General features: G+C 62.9%; 10 protein-coding genes. 1 reads left to right on the top strand and 9 read right to left on the bottom strand.

The features are described 5' to 3' along the window. Positions 1–192 precede the first annotated feature (192 nt). The 9 genes from DV027_RS13475 to DV027_RS13435 form a co-directional block, all read right to left on the bottom strand. Positions 193–3,993 carry a cellulose synthase subunit BcsC-related outer membrane protein gene (locus DV027_RS13475; RefSeq protein WP_242621917.1) on the bottom strand — a complete coding sequence of 1,267 codons (3,801 nt, stop codon included), beginning with the start codon at positions 3,991–3,993 and terminating at the stop codon, positions 193–195. 2 nt (positions 3,994–3,995) lie between these two features. Further along, entirely contained in the window at positions 3,996–8,447 is a 4,452-nt protein-coding gene (gene bcsA / locus DV027_RS13470) for a UDP-forming cellulose synthase catalytic subunit (RefSeq protein WP_130732509.1), read from the bottom strand. A gap of 615 nt (positions 8,448–9,062) precedes the next feature. After that, the gene (locus DV027_RS13465) at positions 9,063–9,476 is read right to left on the bottom strand and encodes a tautomerase family protein (protein ID WP_130732513.1); all 414 of its coding nucleotides are present in this window, start codon (positions 9,474–9,476) and stop codon (positions 9,063–9,065) included. A 187-nt stretch (positions 9,477–9,663) separates the two neighbouring features. After that, the gene (locus DV027_RS13460; protein ID WP_130732508.1) at positions 9,664–10,995 is read right to left on the bottom strand and encodes an MFS transporter; all 1,332 of its coding nucleotides are present in this window, start codon (positions 10,993–10,995) and stop codon (positions 9,664–9,666) included. Positions 10,996–11,022: 27 nt separating this feature from the next. Next, the gene (locus tag DV027_RS13455) at positions 11,023–12,690 is read right to left on the bottom strand and encodes a GMC oxidoreductase (RefSeq protein ID WP_130732507.1); all 1,668 of its coding nucleotides are present in this window, start codon (positions 12,688–12,690) and stop codon (positions 11,023–11,025) included. Positions 12,691–12,733: 43 nt separating this feature from the next. Further along, a complete protein-coding gene (locus DV027_RS13450) occupies positions 12,734–13,825 on the bottom strand; it encodes a Gfo/Idh/MocA family protein (protein ID WP_130732506.1) in 1,092 nt (363 codons plus the stop codon). Positions 13,826–13,841: 16 nt separating this feature from the next. Further along, positions 13,842–14,885, bottom strand: coding sequence for a sugar phosphate isomerase/epimerase family protein (locus DV027_RS13445; RefSeq protein ID WP_130732505.1), 1,044 nt, complete (start codon positions 14,883–14,885; stop codon positions 13,842–13,844). Further along, complete coding sequence (locus DV027_RS13440) at positions 14,882–15,823, bottom strand: sugar phosphate isomerase/epimerase family protein (protein WP_207303493.1); 942 nt, start codon at positions 15,821–15,823, stop codon at positions 14,882–14,884. The genes DV027_RS13445 and DV027_RS13440 overlap by 4 nt, the downstream gene beginning before the upstream one ends. A 124-nt stretch (positions 15,824–15,947) precedes the next feature. Next, positions 15,948–16,961 (bottom strand): LacI family DNA-binding transcriptional regulator, encoded by a 1,014-nt coding sequence (locus tag DV027_RS13435; protein WP_130732503.1) that lies wholly within the window; start codon positions 16,959–16,961, stop codon positions 15,948–15,950. 697 nt (positions 16,962–17,658) lie between these two features. On the opposite strand from DV027_RS13435, the gene DV027_RS13430 reads away from it, so the two are divergent. Continuing rightward, entirely contained in the window at positions 17,659–19,887 is a 2,229-nt protein-coding gene (locus DV027_RS13430; RefSeq protein ID WP_130732502.1) for a TonB-dependent receptor, read from the top strand. Positions 19,888–20,070 lie beyond the last annotated feature (183 nt).

The raw sequence follows: 20,070 nt of genomic DNA, 5'->3' as shown, positions 1-20,070 counted from the left end.
CAGATCGGGCTCCTGTGGGATGACTGAATTCTACAAAATAACCCAAAATTTCCTCAAGTGTGAGAAATTCGCGACGAGACTGTCGCGCCTCAGGTCTTCAGCATCCTACAGGCGCATGCACCACGAAATCCTCGCCATTGAGCACGAGCCTGCCTGAACCGGGCTTCACCCGGAAACCCTTCTGCCAGCCCGTTACCCCGGCGCGTAATGCAGCATGAGCATGCCATGCACCTCATCCCAGCTGCCTGAACGCGAATAGCCCCCTTCCGCCCCCAGCCGCAGGGAGGGGGTCAGCTGATAGACCGCCCGCGCCAGCACGTTGCCCGCAAGCCCCCCGGTGGACTGGCCCGCATATTGCTCGCGCGCTGCCATTCCGCCTTCCCCCATGGGGAACATCGCCGTGGCATGCTCGGTGTAGTGCTGGTAGCCCGCCTCGCCCTTGAACATCCAGGTCCACCTTCCTGCATGCCCGTCATAGGTCAGCGGCACCAGCGCGGCCATGAATGCATGCGGCGAGAAGTAGCCCCCCTGCCCCCAGGTGAAGAAATACGTGTTGCGCTTATAGCCAAAATACACGAGGTCCAGCCCCAGCCGCACGTGATGGGCGTCGTTGCGGTGCCAGACAAGGGCGGACCCGCCGGCACCCGCCTCGCTCTCGTGGTTGGCTACCGTGTGCGTGCCCTGCATCACCGCGTAGCCACCGCCTGCATACAGGTTGTAGCCCGGCTGCGCCCATTCCAGCTGGCCATGCCCGCGGTTGCGCGTCACCCCGCCCCAGACCTGCCCGGTGCCGGGGTCGCGCGCGCCGGAATAGGACAGCAGGCTGTCGGTCACCGCGCGGCGCTCGCCGGTCAGGCGCAGGGTCAGGTTGTGGGTCAGGTGTGGCGTAAGCTCGATGCCGCCCAGCACGTTGGTGGTGGTAAAGCCCAGCGGCGTCGAGCCGACATCGGCCGCCAGCCACCGCCACTGGTAATGCGCCGACAGCGCCACCCCCGCCACGGCGGCAGGCACGTGAAAGCCCGGCCGCACGCCATTGGCAGCGACACTGCCATATTGTTGCGCGGTGGCACTCGAGGCCAGCGGATCGCCCGACATGAGCACGCTGGGCATGACCGAGAAGGCAAGCTGGTGCTGCGTGGACGAGAACGGCAGGACGGCGGTCATGGGAATATTGACGACCGTCATGTGGCCCAGCCCCGGCTGGCCCGAACGGTCGCGGATCTCGAGGTTGCCATCCGCCTGCGGCCCCAGCGCGCGCGACAGGTAGCCAGCCTGCCGGTCCAGCGCCTGCACGGGTGTCAGATGCGGGTCGTAATGATAGACCTCCGGCATGCCCGCGCCCATGCCGGGCACGAAATTCGTGCTGATATCGGGCCATTCATCCGCCGCCCGCGCGCGCTGGCGCGCGCAGCCTGCATCAATGCGCGTGCCGTGGCCGGTGGTATCATCCTCATCAGCCCGGGGCGTGCAGTCGAGCACACGGGCGCGCTGCACGTCATGCAGGCGGCGGCGGTCGTGGCCGGTCAGGCCATCGATCTCGGCCTGGATCTCCCACGTATCGCCCCATTGCGGGTGGATGGCCTGCAGGGTGCGGGCCATGTCACGCGCCGCCTGTTCATTCCCGCTGGCCAGGCTGTCACGCGCAAGGGCGGCCTGGGCCATCCTGTCATCTGGGCGCTGGGCCAGCGCCCTGCGGTCATAGGCCACGGCCTCGCCGGGCAGCCCGCGGGCGGAATCGACACGCCCGCGCGCCAGAAGCAGGTCGGCATCGTTCGGGTTCTGCGCCAGCAGCGGGTCGAGCAGGCGGCGGGCGGCATCGGGGTGGCCGTCAAGATCATCGCGGTCCGCCTGCGCAATCGCAAGACTACGCTGCATGTCGCGCAGGTCGCGGGCCTGCGTGGGCGTAAGATGCCCGCCCTGCATGATGGTGGGCAGGCCGTCGAGCACGCGCTGCGCGGCCACGGGGTCATCCATCTGCATGAACAGTCCGGCATAGGACAGGCTCTGGTTCACGCCCACATGCCCCGCACTGCCCGCAAGGGCGCGGTGCAGCACGCCAGCAGCCGTCGCCACGGGCGCGTGGCGTCTGAGCAGCGCATCCACCACCAGCCGCGCCTGCGTGCCCTCGGGGTCGGGCAGGACGGGCATGGCTTCAAGCAACGCGATGGCCTGCCCGTCATCGGCGGGGAGCGTGCGGATCTGGTGCCACAGCCTGACCTGCGCCACGCCATCGGCCATGGCCGGGGTAATGTCCGCGCGCGGCAGGCGGGCGAGCAGCGCATCGGCGCGCGGCATGTCCTGATCCAGCAGGGCGAAGCTGAAGCAGGCCTGCAGGTCCTCATCGGTTGCCGGGGCCGGGTTGCACAGCGGCGCCATCAGCCCGCGCGCGCGCGTGGCCTGCCCCTGCACCAGCCATAGCTGGGCCAGATGCAGACGCAGCCAGCCATTGCGGGGCGCGTCACGCACCGCCTGCTCAAGCAGCACGGCCCGCCTGGCAGGGTCTGGCTCGATCTCGGCCATGGCGCCAAGCAGCCTGGCCTCAAGGGTAGTCCCGCCGGGGTAATGCGCGGCCCGCAGACGCGCGACCCAGCCTTCAGCCTCATGCAGCCGGCCTTCCTCGATCAGCACGTCGGACAGGGCGGCGGCGGCCGGCATGTCACCGGGCGCCATCTGCAACACGGCCCGCCATTCTGCTTCGGCCTGCGCAAGCTGGTGGCGCGACTGTGCGATGATGGCCCGCACCCGCACGGTATCGACAATCCGGCCGTGATCATTCTCCACGGCGGGCAGCATGGCCCATGCTTCCTCATACTGGTGGCGGGCCACCAGCGCCCACAGCCGCGCAAGCTGCGGGTCACCACCCGGCGCATCCAGCCCGGCAAGGGCAGCGCTTATGCCTTCATTCGTGGGAACGAGGGCGTGCGCCTGCTCCAGAAAGGCGCGCGCGGCCTTCACGTCACCCCGGCGCTGGGCTACGAGGCCAAGGCCCTCCAGCGCCTCGGGGCGGGGCGTCGTACCCTGCATGGAGGTATGGAAATCGCTTTCCGCCTGGTCCAGTTCCCCATGCGCCAGCGCGTGATAGCCCGCCCCCACCAGCGCCAGATGCTCGGCCAGCGCATGCGCGGCCTCCTGCGCGCTGAGGCGGCTGGCCATCTCCGTATCATCAGGGTGCAGCGCCAGCCATTCGCGGTAATAGGGGGCGGCCTGCGGGTCGGTTCCCATCCAGTCCAGCGTCTTGCGCCATGACTGCGTCGCCTCGTCACGAATGAAATCCGGCGTGGCGGGAGAAGTCGCGAGCGTGCGCATGTCCTCGATCGCGTCAATGCGGGTGGCCGGGCGGTAGCTCAGGGCCTGCGCCAGCGCCATGCGGATTTCTAGGTCATGCGGCAAAAGGCTGCCCAGCGCGCGCAGGCGTTGCGTGGCCTCCCCATAGCCCATTACCGAGCCGGACAGCACGCGGTCATATTCCAGCTCGGCCTCCGGCAGCGGGTGGCCGCCATGGTAAATGCCGCGATAAGCCAGCGTGGCCTGCAAATTCCTGCCCGCATCCGCCAGGGCCCGCGCCCGCGCCAGCGCCGCCGGGTCAACCGCCCCCTGCCCGATCCAGCCCTGCAGGGCATCAACCTGCGCCTGCGCCCCGCCCTGGGCCTGCAAGGCCTGCACGGTGGCGCGCGCGCCCGCCATGTCATTTTCATGCACCTGCACGGCCCCGAGCATGAGGCGGGCTTCCAGATTGTCCGGCTCGATGCGCAGCGCGCGCTCGAGCGCGTGCCGGGCATGGGCGTCATCGCCATGATGGATCCAGAACGCGCCTTCTTCTATCTGCGCGTTGAGAATACCCTCGGCATAGCGCACGGGCGCCTGCGCCCAGGCGGGCGCGCACAGGCTGAACAGCCCGGCAAGGGCGATGCCGCCCCATGCCCCCGCCCCCACGCCACGCCGGGCCAGAAGCAGGGCGCGGCAGGATGCGGAAGCCCGGTCATTCATGGTCATGGTCACAGGTCGCCCGTCAGATCATCGTTCAGGATGCGCCGCCTGCTGCGCGCGCCAAGTACCGTCATGGCCCATGAGGTGCCGCACAGCGCGGCCAGAACCCCCAGCCCGCACAGCAGCAGCGGGTGGCCGCCCAGATACCAGTCCGGCAGCATCCATGCGGGCATGTTGCCCACGGTATAGATCCCGCCCGTGCGGTAATCATCGAGCCGCGCCCCGTGGCGGATCACCATATCGCCCTGAAAGCGCTGCATCGTGGCCGGGTCGCGCAGGTCGCGCACCATGGCGGGCAATGCGGCGGGCACGCCACCCAGCACGGCCACGACCGAACGGTGCGCGACAAAGGGCGACTGCGCCGCCACCACCGCGCCTTCGGCAAGGTTGTAAACAGGGGGGGCCACGCCGGGGTGGTGCATCACCCGCATGCGCAGGCGGCGCAGCAGCGAGGGGGGGCGTACGTAACCGGCCTGCGCCAGCGCCGCCTGCCCGTTGCCCAGCCCGTCCAGCGTGGAAAAGACCAGGATATCGCCGATAATCGTGTCATCGACCGGCATGTCGGTGCTCCGCACGCTCACGCCAGTGGCGGGATAGCGGTTGATCGCACCTGCAAAGCCCATCATGTCCACAAAGGCGGCGACCGTGTCAGGCGCGGGATGGGGCGGCAGCAGCACGGTCGTTTCCGACAGGTCGGCCATGCGCGAAAACGGAAAGGCCGAAGAAGCGAACATCGCCACGTCAGGCAACACCGCGAAATGGCGCGACTTGGAAAAATCGATGGTGGAGGACGGGTCGAGTTCAACCACATCGGGCGATGCGGCCGCCTCGGCCTGCGTCATGTGCCGGGGATACACATCGAAATACAGCCGCAGCGTGTTCTGCTGCCCCATTTTCCATACAGGCAGTTCCAGGTCATGTTGCACCGGCGCGCCCGCCGTACGGAACGGATTGATCGACCAGGGCACCAGCGGATAGACATGCAGGAACGTGCCGTTGAGCGTGACGCTGACATGGGATTTCGCCCGGTCCAGCACGCCGCCCTCCGGCGCGCTGAGCTGCAGCCGCGCCATGAACGGCCGCGACCGCCATGAGCGCAGGTCTGGCGGCAGCGACAGCGGCACCGTGAGCGTGCCCGATGTCAGGCCATGGGTGCGCAGGTCCGCCGTCGAGACCAGCTCGCGCAGGGTTACGGGCTGGTCGGTGCGCACAAGGCCCGGCGCATCATAAGGCTGGCGGGCGGCAGGGTGCACGGCTGCCGCCGCGGCATAGGCCCCCGCCGCATCATGTTCCGCGCCCAGCACCAGCGCCCGTGTCGCTGTCGTGACCTCGGCCATGCTGCGCCCGGTCACGACAAGGATCGTGCCGAAACCATCATGCGGGTTGGGCATGACCGCGAGTTCCGGCCCCGGCGGCTGTGCCCCCCACGGCCCCGGCTGGTTGGGCGCGATGATGACCGCATTGCCCTGCGCGGGCATGACAGGCGTCACGTTGAAGCTGATCTGGCGGTCCTGCGCATGCACGCCAAGCCATGACGCCACCATGCCCGCAGCCTGCAACAGGGCCGGATCCGACATATCGGGCAGGGCGAAGGTGATAACAGGCGTCTGTGCCGCATCGGGGTCCAGCACCGGATAGGGCAGCGCCGAGAGCAGCCGGTGCGGCACGAGGCTGACCGTGGTCAGCGCAAGGGTGGAACGCGGGGAAATCGTGATCGACGCATCCGCATCGCTTACCCGCGCCGTATCGGGCGCAGGGGCGCGGGCATCCGGCCCGCAGGCCGCAACGCCAGCATTGCCGGTGCCCGGGCGCATGAACAGGCGGAAGTTGATCCGGTTATGCGTATCAAAGAAAAAGGGGCTGACCGGCAGGGTGACGGGTGCAAACGCCCCGTCGGCTGTCGGGCAGATCACCCCCACATCCTGATTGTTGACGCTGACGGCCACCGCAGGCCGCCCCGCCGCATGCCCCATATGCGCGGTGCCCGAAAAGGCCAGCGTGCCGCCCGTGATGATGACATCGCGCCCGACCCGCACACCAAGCCCATGCAGCGGCGCATCGGCACGCAGCACCATGTCGTCCTGCTGCCCTATCTCGGCCAGGCTGCGCGTGCGCGTGAGCGGCTGGTGCGAGACCCGGTCCACATCGAGCACGGTCATGTGCGCGTCATCCACCTCCGTTACGGACTCGCCCGCGGCCTCCACCGGCGCCATGTCCGGCGGCATGGGGGCGGCCTGCGCGCTGCCTGCCATGCCGCACAGCAGCAGGCCCGCCATCACGAGCGGCAGGCCGGAATGACCCGTGCGATCCCCGTGGGCGGGGGGTACAACCAGTTGCCGGGGCGGCAGTTTTTCGTCTGCCACCTGGGGCGGCGCGGGCGGTGGAGGCGCGTCCGCCTGAGCGCGCGGATAGGGGCGGAACAGCGCGCAGATGCTGGCCAGCAGCAGGTAAAGACTGTGCAGCGGCCTGTCAGGCGGAAAGTCGGACCATTGCGACCAGGCATCATCACGGCCAAACACCAGGGCCACGACCTGCGCCTCGGTGGCCAGGTCGGGTATGGTCCACGCGACATGGACCCGACCCTCGCACCGGGCCATGACGGTTGCGCCCAGCGTGATCGGGCCGGAGGCCAGGGTGGCGTGCAGGCGCACCTCATCCCCCACGGCAAGGGGCAGCGTGGGCGGGATGTCAAGCTGGCAGCCGCCCATCGACACATCCACCGAGCGACATGTCGTGGCCTGCGCGCCACCCGTGGATACGCTCAGGGGAATGCTGGCCGCAACGCGGTGGTTCCGGCGGCGCTGGCGGGTTTCACGCGCGGCCGCGACACCGCCGAGCACGATGACCAGGCTGAACAGCACCCACACCGAGTTGACCGCCATGGCGCGGAATACGACCGTTTCATGATAATGGGCGACCGCGGCCCAGATGCCGCTCACCAGCCCCACCGCCAGCACCACGGCCATGATCACGCCGGGATAGGCGGCGCGCCAGTCAAAACGCTCGCGGTACAGCAGGCCGCCCTTGTCGGTTACGTTGAACGTGCCCTTGTGCGGCGCCAGCAGGGTCACGAACGTCATGCGCACCAGGAAGGGGGCGAGCATGGATTCATAGATCTCGCTCCAGAACGAATAGCGCCACCGCCCCTGCAGGCGCGACATGGTCATGGTGGTATGGAACAGGTGCGGCAGGGCATAGACCGCGAGTTCATATGGCGAGGCCGCGATCATGGTCACGCCCAGGAACAGGTAGGCCAGCGGGGCCATGAGGAACATGATGCGCGGCATGGCGAAGAAGTAGTTCGTCGACGCCGCCATGTAGCAGATGCGCTGCGTCAGGCGCAGGCCACGGCCCAGCATGGGGTTGTCGAGCCGCAGCATCTGGATCATGCCGCGCGCCCAGCGCACGCGCTGCCCGACCTGCAGCAGGAGGGTTTCGGTCTCGAGCCCCGCGGCCAGCGGTTCGCGCAGATAGGCCGTGCCCCACCCCCTGCGCTGCATGCGCAGGGCGGTGTGGGCATCTTCCGTCACGGTCTCGACGGCAAAGCCATTGATCGATTCAATGGCCTCGCGCCGCAGCAGGGCGCATGAACCGCAGAAGAAGGTGGCGTTCCAGAAATCATTGCCATCTTGCAACAGGCCGTAGAACAGGTTGCTCTCGGGCGGCACCTGCATGCCCCGGCTCATGTTGCGGCGGAACGGATCGGGGGAATAGAAGTGATGCGGGGTCTGCAACAGCGCGAGGTTGGGATCGGCGATCATCCACCCCACGGTCTTTTTGAGGAAGCTGCGTACCGGCACGTGGTCGCAGTCGAAGATCGCGATGATATCGCCCCCGGTCACCCCGATGGCATGGTTGAGGTTGCCCGCCTTGGCATGGGCGTTTTCCGCGCGGTTGATGTAGCCGACCCCGGCCCGCTCGGCAAAATCACGGAAAGACCGCCGCCGCCCGTCATCAAGGATATAGACATTGAGCTTGCCTGCCGGCCAGTCCATGCCCAGGCAGCCCAGCACCGTGGTGCGGACGATCGCCATGTCCTCGTTATAAGTCGGCACGAACACGTCAATGACCGGCCAGCTGCTTTCATCCTCCGGCAGGGGGTGTATCTGCCGCCGCAGGGGCCAGGCGAGCTGGAAATACGTGAACCCCACCCGCAAGGTGGTATAGATTTCGCCAATCGCCAGCGCCAGGACCAGAACTGTCTGCAACACGCCATCAAGATCGAGCGTGGAGGTAAAGCGCCACACCAGATAGCGCCCGGAGACCACGATGGACAGCACCATAAGGAAACAGCGCGACCAGCGTTCATCATGGCGGCGAACAAGAAAGAACAGGATCGCGCCGCCTGCCGCCACGAAAAACTGGAGGTCGGGGGAGAGGTAGGTCAGGCATACCACCGCCAGCAGCACGGCGAATAACGGGCCCGAGACGAGGGGAGATTTGAAAATACGCCAGATCATGGAAATTCGCGACTGTACCGTGCGGGCCTTGGACAGGCTATTGAAGGAGCGGACAAGACCGCCATGCGGCGGCGGTTCTTACGGATTTACATTGAGAATGACCCGCACCGGCGAATAGCGGAATGCCATTACATGGTGATTATTCATCAATAACCCTGATCGACGCAAAATAATGTTAATATGTATATTTTATACTATTTTTCATCCCATTATATTGAAAATATAGCCCTGTCAACGCCAAACGCAGGAAACCAACATGACGTTTCAGCTTTTATTTTTGCCTTTGGAAGGGGACGGCAAGAATAAATTCCCGCTACGTGCAAGACTGTCCTTACAGAACAGGATTTTTTTCCTAAAAAAGATGGTAAACTAGGACACAATTACCGTCATGAACCGGAAAGACTGCAATCAATGCGTGTGCCCATGCATTTTTACTACCGGACGATGTGCGCTTTCAGGCACAATGCGGCCCCGGACTCCGGCAAGGCAGGCCGCACGCCCTGCCCGGTCGCCACAAACAGCCGCGCACACCACCAGCATGCCATAAATCCTGACGCATGGGTTGGGCCAGGGACAAAATGCGTCAGGTAAAAAGATAATGGCCGGCCAGGGCAGTCAGGCTTTTGCGCCTGGCAGGGGCAGCTCGCCGGTCAGGAACTGTGCACGGCCGAGACCGAAGCTCCAGTGCTCATCCCTGTTTTCAACAACCGAGACCATGAGGTCAGACGGCAGCAGCCCCGTGCGGGCCTGCAAGGTCTCGGCCAACAGCCTGTAAAACGCTTCCATCGACTCCTTGCCACGTGGGCGCGAAACCACCTGCAGCAGCACGACTTTGGGCGTGCGCGGAATGTCCAGTCCCGTATCTTCAAGGATCATGTGGGTCGGCTCATGTTCCGTAACCAGTTGATAGCGGTCACGGGCGGGCACCTTGAAGGCTTCGAGCATTGCATCATGCGCCGCATCGAGCAGGGCGCGCAGTTCCGCGGGCGTGCGCTCGCCTTTCATGACATAAAAATGCATTAACGGCATGGTTGTCTCCTGAGTGCTGATGATGGTTCTTGCGTCCGTGGCCAGTTTACGCAGCGTGCCGGTCATGTCACGCAAGTCCGGCACGGTTGCATGAACCGGCCCCAAAGGCCCTGTACTGCTCATGCCATGCGTTCTTATCCGCCATCTGCCGCGCAGCGACCGTCATCTTCCGGATGCCGCCCGGCCCCTAGCATTCTGTCATTGAGGCCACCGTGCCACGGCGCGGCCATAGAGCCAGAAAGACGATTTGCAGGGCAACCGCCCCGAGCGGAAGCCAGACAAAACCTGCCATGATCCAGTGCTTCAGACCGGGTGAAACGGTATGAACATCGCCTGCATAATGGCCATAAGCAAGAAAGGCGGCGAGGATGAACCCCGTCACACCCATGGACACTTTTGTAACCAGAGTATTGATCGAACACGCCATTCCTGCCGTATTGACGGGCGACATCATCCTGCTGACATCTATGCCATGTGCCAGGAGCACATAATATAGCGGGGAGGTTACACCCTGCGCCAGCGTCAGCATAGCGAAGGCCGCGAAGAAAAATGGCAGGGAGCCCCCTGCTGATGCCACAAGCAGATACGCCATGACCTGAATGAGCGCACACACGGTTGCGCCGCCGATAACACCAAGGCGGCGGACGACGTGGGGACATATGATGGCGCCGGCAAACCCCATCAGGGTGGCTACGGTCAGGAGGATGCCCCCCATTTCCTCGGTGCCGCCAAGAACGACGCGGGCATAGTACAGCGCAAAACCATACAGCGCGGCCAGACCGGAAAACTGCAGGAACACAAGGGCATTGCACAGCCACCAGCACCGGTTCCGCGCCAGTGCGCGCAGCACCTCCACCGGTGAATGGCGCGCGGGCGGCGGCGGGTAACGCGTCATGCAGGACCGGCCGACATAGCGCCACAGGATTGTCGCGGCCATGGCAAGCCCCAGCGCATACAGCGCCATGCCATGCTGGCGCTGCATCATGCCGGTTCCACCACCAAGCCACGTAATGGCCGGAATCGTAAACAGCGATACAATGAACTGCCCACTCTGGCAGCCCATCATCCTGAAGGCATTCAGGCCAACCCGGCCATGCGCCTGGCGGGTGATCATCGTGCCCAGTGCACCATAAGGCGTATTGATGCATGAATAGATGGCGCCCAGCACAATATATGTCAGCAAGGCCCACAGTATTTTCCCATCCGGGGAAAGTGGCAGGGGCAGGAAGCACATGAACCCGGCAACCCCGAACGGAAGCGCCAGCGAACGGATCAGCCGGGGAACAATCCGCCCGCCCTGGCGATCGATGACATACCCGATGGCAGGATCACACAAGGCGTCAAATACGCGCGCCACCAGCAGGATCCAGCCCACGGCGGCTACGGGCAGCCCATATATGTCCGTGTAGTAATACATGAGGTATGACGACGTCATGCCCCACATCAGGTTGGAAGCAAGGTCGCCGCACCCATAAGCGACTTTCTCGCGCAGGGAGACTTCACTGGTTATGGATGACATGACTGCCCTCCCGGCTGGAATGAACGGTTACAGGCGACCGGCCCGAAGTTCTGCGGCCAGATGGTGGCAGGCCCGCATGCTGACCGCCATGACCGTCAGTGTCGTACCCAGCGCGCCGCCGGTAGGAAAACTGGAAGCATCCGTAACGAACACGTTGGGCACGTCCCATACCTGACAGAAGGGGTTGAGCACGGATGTGGCGGGATCATTTCCCATCCGCGCGCCACCGCTTTCATGGATGGCGGCCCCCATGGTCATGCTTTTTGGAAACATTTTGCGTATGAACCAGCGGATGGGAAAAGGCCTGTCGGGATAAAGCCCCGCATCCCCCTCTCCCAGCCCCAGAGGGGAAGCCCAGAAATCGACATGGCCGCCGCGTGCCTCGATCATGTCCGCGCAGTCGCGGATCTGCTTGCGGAGCATGGCGCGCTCATTTGCATGGAGCACGCAGCGGATATGGGGCAGGGGCACCCCCCACCTGTCGCGCCGGTGCGGATCAAGGGTAATGGCGTTGGTGCGGTAAGGCAGCATTTCCCCAAAGCCCATGATCGTAACCGGCACGTCAGAGCCGCCTGCCGATGCATGGCGCCCTATGGAACCCTGGAATGTATAACCGCGCATGAAAGCGGGGTCATGCGCCCCGCAGGCATTCTCGTAACGGGGAACGTAAAGGCCGCCTGTCGTGCCGAACAGGGCATGGGTGGGCAGGGGCGTATCCGCGCCTTCCCGGCTGCTTGCAGGCCAGCGGCCAAACATGAGGCTTGGGCACTGGTCCATGAAATACTGCCCAAGCGTGCCGGAACTGTTCCCCAGCCCATCGGGGTGCAGGCGGGTGCGTGAATTCAGCAGCAGGCGCACGCTTTCTATGGGCGATGCGCAGACAACCACCGCTTTTGCATGGGCAACGCAGACCGCGCCCGTCCTGCGATCGGCATAGCATACCCCCGTAGCGCGCCCCGATGCGGGATCCGTCATGACTTCGCGCGCCACGGCATCTGACTGTATCGTCAGTTTTCCCGTTGCCATCGCGGCTTTAAGGGATTTGGGTAGCGGGCCGCCATTATGCGGATTAAAACGCCAGGGCACCACATGCCGGTTCGGCCAGCGCGTTTCCACCGCGCTGCGGAAGCTGCGTTCCTCCGGCGTCAGGGGGGTGGGTTGGGCCATGACGCCATCAGGCGCGGTTTCAATGCCATCACGGGTGCCATGGATGCCGAGGAATGTTTCCACCTTTTCATACCACGGCGCGAGATCCGCGTACGATATGGGCCAGTCCACGCCCCCGTTACCCTGGGCTGCACCTTTGAAGTCATGATCGGACCATCGGAACAGCACGCGCCCGAACGCATGCAGCCGCCCGCCCGTCTGTCGCCCCCGGATCCACAGGAAAGGGGCATCCTTCGGGGTTGTATAACCGTGCTGCCGGTCATTGACGAAGAGATGCTTCAGCGTCTCGCTGAAGAACGCCACCCGGGACTGTATGTGCTGGCCCGAAAGCGTGGCCTTGATGCGGGGGAACAACTGCACATTGTCGCCCCCGCCTTTACCGGCGGGTGGCCTGATGTCGCTGGCCGAAAGGGAACGGCCGGCCTCGATCATGAGTACGGACAAGCCCTGTTCTGTCAGTTCCTTTGCCGCGAAGCCGCCAGCAGCCCCCGATCCCACGACAATGACATCATATCCTGTTCCGGTCATATTCCGTTCCTGATGGTGCAAAAATGAGGTCGTGGCCGTGTGGCTATGCCTGCAGCGAGGTCCATGCGCCGTACTGCGCGCCGGATTCCAGTGCGGCTTCGATAAACGCCTGCCCGCGTACCCCATCGGGCAGACGGGGCAGGAGAGGTGCTTCATGACCACCCAGCAGGAAGGCCGTATCGGCATAAAGCCGGGCAAAGGCTTCCTCATACCCTTCGGGGTGGCCGCGCGGCAGCAGGGAGGGGGTCTGGACCGCGCTGCCCCCACGCGCGACATGGGTCGTGCGGCCATCCGCCGTGGAAATGACCAGGCTGTCCGGCTGTTCCTGGCGCCATTCCAGTCCGGCTTTCTCCCCGAACAGGCGCAATCTCAGCGCGTTGCCGCACCCGGTTGCAACCTGGCTGACCCACAGGCTGCCAACTGCGTTGTTGGAAAAGCGCAACTGCACCTGTGCATCATCCGGCACGGCGTGGCGGGGTACAAGGCGTGAGACCCGGGCCGAGAGCACTTCGCACCGCAGGCCGGATACGAATTCCGCCAGATGGAAGGCATGCGTCCCGACATCACCCAGGCAGCCACCCGCGCCGCCCGTGCGCGGGTCAAGACGCCAGCCGCCATCGCCATCGCCAAGCCAGTCCTGCAGGTATTCAACCTGAATATTCCTTAGCGCGCCCAAGGCGCCATCGTGCACCAGCCGGCGCGCCTCACGTACCATGGCGTAACCGCTATAGGTATAGGCCACGACCATGTTGCGCGCCTGCGCGATGAAACGCTCGGCAAAATGCCGGGCCTGCCCTGCTGTAAGCGCAAGCGGTTTTTCGCACAGGACAGGAATGCCTGCTTCCAGAAAAGCGGTGGCAATGGGCAGGTGCATATCATTGGGGGTGACGATGATGGCAAGGGCGATGCCGTCCGGCCGGGCCGCCTCGGCCCGTGCCATCTGCGCCCAGTCGGTGTAAGTGCGCGCCGGATCCAGCCCCAGCGCCTGCCCTGCCTTTAGGGCCGGACCCGCGTGCCGTGACAGGCACCCCGCAACCAGCGAGAACTGTCCGGTCAGGGCCAGCGCGCGGCGATGCACGTCTCCCATAAAGGAGCCGGGCGCGCCGCCGATCATGCCGACGGGCCATTTTTTCATGTCGTTCTCCTGAAATTCACAGGCCAAGACAGCGCCGCCGTTCGTCATCCGACAGGGCGCTTGCGGCAAAATCATCAAATGACTGCGTGGTCATTTCGATCATGTGGCGTTGTATGAAGGGCGCGCCTTCACGTGCGCCCTGTGCTGCGGTCTTGAGGCAGCATTCCCATTCCAGTACCGCCCAGCCGTCATAGCCATACTGGGTCAGGCGTGAAAAAACGCCGCCGAAGTCGATCTGCCCATCGCCGGGGGAGCGGAACCGTCCGGCCCTGTCGCGCCAGTCGGCAAAGCCGCCATACACGCCCTGCCTGCCGGTTGGGTGAAACTCGGCATCCTTGACGTGAAACGCGCCGATCCTGTCATGGTACAGGTCGATAAAGGCGAGGTAATCCATCTGCTGAAGCAGCATATGGCTGGGATCGTACAGGATTGCGCAACGCGGGGCATTGCCAAGCAATGCGGCAAAACGCTCGAAGCTTGTGCCGTCATGCAGATCCTCACCGGGGTGCAGTTCGAAACACAGGTCGACACCGGCTTCATCAAACGCTTCCACAATCGGCCGCCAGCGCGCGGCAAGGGCTGAAAAGGCAAGGTCTATCAGGCCATCATCGCGTGGCGGCCAGGGGTAAAGATACGGCCATGCCAGCGCGCCGGAGAAGGTGGCATGTGCCTTCAGCCCCAGCCGTGCCGAAGCCCGTGCGGCCAGTGTCAGCTGGGCAATGGCCCATTGCGTGCGCGCCGTGGGGTTGCCCCGCACGGATGCCGGGGCGAACCGGTCGAACTGGATATCATAGGCCGGATGGACCGCAACGCACTGGCCCTGGATATGGGTGGACAGTTCCGAGATGACCAGACCATGCCCTGCCAGCATGCCCTGTATCTCATCACAGTAATCCTGGCTGGACGCCGCCCGCTCAAGATTGAAAATACGGTCAATATGAGTAGGCAACTGAAGGGCTTTGTAGCCAAGTCCCGCTGCCCACTGCGCCAGGCCGGGCAGCGTGTTGAAAGGGGCGTCGGGCCCGATGAACTGGGCCGCAAAAATGCCGGGGCCTTTCATGCCACATCCCTTCCGGCCAGGAGATTGACGAACGTGACGCCGCGCTGCAGCGCGGGAACGGGATGGGGGCAGGCATCAAGTTCCAGAATGGGGCCGCACCGGAGCGGGGCATGGGCCAGCAGGGCCGCCAGCCGGCCAAAATCGGCCTGCCCATTGCCCAGTTCACAGAAATGCTCCCGGTGCCGGGCATGAATGTCTTTACCGACGGGGGTATCGACCGGCATGGCCCCGGTTGCGTCTTTCCAGTGCATCGCCACCACGCGTCCGACATGCCGGGCGAGCACATCCGCCGAGTTTCCCCCTTCAAGGATGATATGCGCCGGGTCAGGGCACAGCGAAACATAACGCGGATCGGTCAGCAGCATGAACAGGTCCACATCGCGCGGCGCGCAGGCAACGCTGTGGGCTTCCGTATGGATCGCCAGCGTAATGCCATGGCGGGCGGCCGCGAACCCCATGCGGTTGAGCAGGCTGGCAATGGGGGCGGCAAGGGGAAGGTCCACAAATGCAGGCGGTTCGGCCAGGAAGGTGGCGCGGCAGGGCAGCCCCGCTACCAGCACCGTGCCCCCCATGGCCGCAAGAAAGCGTGCAGCAGCCTCGACCTGCGCCACAATCCGTGGCGCGGCATTGGCCTGTTCGTGAACGGGGATACGGTCCAGCGCCGCGAAAAAGGCGGACCAGATTTGCAGGTTCCGGGTTTTCAGTTCATGGGCCAGCGCGACCTCGGAGCCGAATGCCGCAACTGCCCCCGCCTGATCGAATGGCGGGAAGGTCAGTTCAATGCCCGTTATGCCTGCATCATACAGGCTGTCGAAGATCCGGGTCCAGAACATGCGGCCATCTTTTGCGGCCAGGCTGGTGACTTCCGGCTCCGTACCCACGCCCCAGAAAGCAGGATTGTAGAAAGTAACCAGATCCGTTCCGATTTTCACCTGCATGCACTCCCTGATCAGGTCCACATGCGGCGGAGGTATGTATTAACCGTAACAAAACTGCCGCAAATGTAGCCTCAGGACCTACATACAGGAATAGAACAGGAATGCAAACGCTTGCCGAATCCGATCAGGTCGACTGGCGCACGACAAAGGTTGGCGCAAGGGCAACAAGGCGGGGGGTCGTGATCCGGCCATTATGGATGTCGGCCAGCGCCTGCACCGCAACGCGGCCGATTTCCAGTGTGGGCTGGATCACGGTGGTCAGGGCCGGGCTGGTAAAGGCGGTGTAGTCCATCCCGTCATAGCCTGCGATGGCGACATCTTCGGGCACGCGCAGGCCGCTGCCCAGAATCGTGTGCATGAAGCCCAGCGCCAGCCCGTCGCTGCAGCAGATCACGGCAGTGGGGCGTTTTTTCAATGCAAGAAAGGCCTGCGCCGCCTTCGTGCCCGATGCCATGTCAAACGGACCGCCCTCCAGGCGGACCAGTTTCTTGCCTAGTCCAAGCGTGGAAAGCCTGTTCTTGACGGCATTATAGCGAATCTGTTCATGACCACTGCCCTCCGGCCCGGATACGAAGGCGAAGTGACGATGTCCGCGTTCGACCATATGATCGACAATCGCGACGTATCCATCCACTTCCTGTGTCATGACACTGGTGATCCCGGCCATCGTCAGGTCATTGAAAATACTGACAACCGGCAACATGTCCTGATCCGGGCTCCTGTCCGCCGGTGGCAGCCACTGTTCGGGCGCCACCAGCAATACGCTGTCCGCCACGCCGGCCTGCAAATAGCGCATGACATCGCTGGCCGAAATGGCCTGCCCCAGGTACTGCCGCAGCATGACATTAAGGCCGAGGGCTTTTGCCTCTTCGCATACACCGAGCATGATTCCGGTAAAAACCGGGGAAATGACCTGCCCTGAAAAGCTGGCGGCCAGCACCAGAATGGTGTCCGTCGTGCCGCGACTCAGGTTGCGGGCCGCGACATTTGTTTCGTAGCCGAGTTGGGAGGCGACCTTTTCAACCAGTCGCCGCGTCTCGTTGCTGACCCGGTCCGGCCGTGACAGGGCGCGGCTTATGGTGGAAATGTTCAGGCCTGTCTGTTCCGCCAGATCTGCCAGGGTTACGCGTTTGGTCACCTGTCAGGTGTCTCCTTGGTTCTTGCACCCACACAGGCGGTGGGGGGTATGGCGCCTTCAGGCTGCCGGTCCGGTTCATGCCCGCTGCTCTGATTTCCTTAGGATATTGCGCAGCCGGGCGCAGGTCGAGTGCCTGAATGCGGCGTCGCGCTACCGTGTAGCCCATTGTGGGCCGCCTCGATGTCGCCGCGCTCCTCATGCCGCGCCGGGATGCGGTTTTGGCATGCGCTCCCGAACTGTCGTCAATATGCAACACCCGCGCTGGAATGCAGGTCAGGAACAGGATGACCCGATGTATTCGCAACAACAGGAAGCTGCCATTGCCAACGCTTGCCATATGTTTTCATAATGCAATGATAAATGGGGCTTTTTGGTTGAATCGCCGAAAGGGAAGGAACACCTTTCGTGCAATATGATGACCTCTTTATCGCTATTTTTAGCGGAATATGGCGTGCAATGATTGTCTACCATAAGCAACAACGGGATAGACTTGGTATCTGGAATCATGGCAAGCGTTTCCCGTAAATGCTGTCCTGGCCCGGTGGCGCCGCCCGCTGGGTAAAGCATGTTATCGTTTACGGGGAGGTCCGGTATGGTTGCAGGTGCCATGTTTTGCGACAAGCGCTGGTTATTAACAACTTTTCTTCTCGGTACCACCGGGTTCGTTGCTGTTTCTCATGCGCAGGGTGCGAATGATGTGAACGCAACGACCAAAATCCGCCATGCAGCCCCTCCCACATCCCAAGCGTCTCCATCTGGCGCGGCAGGGCAGGATACGCATTCCATCAAGGCCCCTTCCGCACCGGAAATCCTGCAGGTCAGTTCCGGGCGTTCGGGCGGCGGCGGCATGATGCGGCAGGAAAAGGCTTCGCACAGTATCCAGACCGTAAGCCGGCAGTTCATGGATATGCGCAGTCCGGCCGGAACGGCGCTGGATATGGTCAAGAACCTGCCCAGCCTGAACGTATCGACCCAGGATACATCGGGCATGACGGGTGGCTCGATTGAAAGCCGCAGCCTGAACGATGGGGATATGGCGCTGCTGATGGACGACGCCGTGGTGACATCCGGCGCCGGATACCTTCAGGAAGACATCGATACGGAAAACATGGACCGTATCGAGGTCACGCCAGGCACATCCGCCATTGACCAGCCAGTTACATCGGCAGCACTGGGGGTCATGAATATCATGACGCATACACCCAGCCATAAATTTGGTGGGCTGACGGATTTTTCATATGGCACGAATGACATGTCCCGGCAGTTTATCCGGCTGGAAAGCGGCGATATTGGCAGGACCGGCCTGCGCTCGTTCTTTTCATTTTCACATACCCATGCTGACAACTGGATCGGTGCGGGGGCATCGGACAAGAAGCATATCGACTTTGGCATGCAGAAGGATATCGGGGCCGACTCTTACGTGAAGTTTTTCCTCTCGTGGAATCAGGAACGCTACGGGATCTACAATTACCCCACGGCTGACCAGTTTCATGCCAAGAAAAACGGCACGGGCACATGGGGTGCCAGCAGTAATCCGAACAGTCCGAATTTCTGGGGCAATCACCAGGAAGGGCCATGGAATGAAGTCTTCATGACCCTGCCCGTGCACCTGCGCCTGACAAACCAACTGAAATTCGATCTGGTGCCCTATTTTGCCTACGGGCGTGGATGGAGTTCATCCGCCAGTGGTGCTGCCGGGTCCGGGCTGAGCTATGCCAATGGCGGTGCGGTTTCTCCTTCGCAGTTTTCAGTCAATTATTATGACCAGCGCACGCCCACCACGGGGGCCACGATCAAGCTGACCTATGATATTTCACGTCATAACCAGATGACGTTCGGATACTGGTATGGCTATACGCAAAGCCGGCAGTGGGGCCCGAACAGTGCCGTGAACCAGAACGGGTTTTCCAATAATCCCGATAACCTGTCCACTGCCTACTTCCTCAATGGTCAGCGGGATTATTCATCAAACCAGCAGACAGGCGACCAGATCCACGCGCTGTTCATTCAGGATACGGCAAAATATTTCCAGGATCGGCTGGTCGTGTCTGCCGGTTTCAAATTTGCCATGTTGAACTACTGGTTCGACAATTACCTGACGCATCAGCATATGGGCTCGAATTCTGTCGTGCCCCTGCCGCGTTTTTCAACGTCGTACAGCTTCAACCGCCACCACCAGATTTACGTCAATGCGCAGGGCGATTTCCGCGCGCCCGACCCCAGCAACCTGTCGCAGAATACAGCCCTGCCCCGCAACCAGTACACAATCAAGGAGGAACTGGGGTACCGCTATAATAACCGCTACATGATCTTTGATCTTTCGTTATTCAACTATGCAATTACAAATCGCCTGCTTAGTGTCTATAACGCCAACAATTCGTATAGTACCGTTAATGCGGGCAACCAGACGGCGCGTGGTTTCGACATCATGATGTCCACGCATCCATTCCATCATGTCAGCCCCTATGTTTCGTTTGAATACCTCAATGCGCACCAGGATTCGAATGTCCAGTATGGCACCTCCTATCTGCCCACCAAGGGCAGGGAAGCGATCATGGCGCCGCATGTGATGGCCAATTTCGGCCTGACCTACGATAACAGGCACTTCTTCGCCAATGCCACCGTGCATTATACCGGCCCGCAATCCATTACGCTGGTAGGGGATGAGAGGATACCGGGCTATGTTACCGATACCATCTCGCTCGGGTATCGTTTTTCGCCCTTCCTGGTGGCCAAATCCCCTACGTTCCGGCTGAACTTTACAAACCTGACCGGTTCCATGGTCCGGACGGGCACGACCGGGGTCGCGGATAATTATCATGCGGTAACACTGTTGAACGGGCAGCATATTGCAGGTTCATCCGGGGCGCAGTTTTATGTTGAACCACGCTTCAGCATGACCGGCACCATCTCCACTTCATTCTGATCACACCCCAAGCGGCCAGCCGGAACATCGCGCGATGGCTGACTTCGAGGTTTATCTCGACCTTCGCGGCCACACGCGCCCGATCGGGCTGGCGCGGAGCAATCGCGTCCGTGGGGTCAAGACAGAGGCTGGCAAGCTGACGAGGCAAATTGGCGGGAGATCCTGCATCATCAGATTGCGCAG

Origin of the sequence: Komagataeibacter xylinus, from assembly GCF_004302915.1 — a bacterium.
Lineage (GTDB): Bacteria > Pseudomonadota > Alphaproteobacteria > Acetobacterales > Acetobacteraceae > Komagataeibacter > Komagataeibacter xylinus_C.
This window is presented reverse-complemented; position numbering and strand designations above follow the sequence as displayed.

Excerpts from the sequence above, each read along its gene's own strand:
- DV027_RS13455 (WP_130732507.1), bottom strand. The coding sequence starts at position 12,690 with ATGACCGGAACAGGATATGATGTCATTGTCGTGGGATCGGGGGCTGCT.
- DV027_RS13475 (WP_242621917.1), bottom strand. The coding sequence starts at position 3,993 with ATGACCATGAATGACCGGGCTTCCGCATCCTGCCGCGCCCTGCTTCTG.
- DV027_RS13460 (WP_130732508.1), bottom strand. The coding sequence starts at position 10,995 with ATGTCATCCATAACCAGTGAAGTCTCCCTGCGCGAGAAAGTCGCTTAT.
- DV027_RS13450 (WP_130732506.1), bottom strand. The coding sequence starts at position 13,825 with ATGAAAAAATGGCCCGTCGGCATGATCGGCGGCGCGCCCGGCTCCTTT.
- DV027_RS13440 (WP_207303493.1), bottom strand. The coding sequence starts at position 15,823 with ATGCAGGTGAAAATCGGAACGGATCTGGTTACTTTCTACAATCCTGCT.
- bcsA (WP_130732509.1), bottom strand. The coding sequence starts at position 8,447 with ATGATCTGGCGTATTTTCAAATCTCCCCTCGTCTCGGGCCCGTTATTC.
- DV027_RS13465 (WP_130732513.1), bottom strand. The coding sequence starts at position 9,476 with ATGCCGTTAATGCATTTTTATGTCATGAAAGGCGAGCGCACGCCCGCG.
- DV027_RS13445 (WP_130732505.1), bottom strand. The coding sequence starts at position 14,885 with ATGAAAGGCCCCGGCATTTTTGCGGCCCAGTTCATCGGGCCCGACGCC.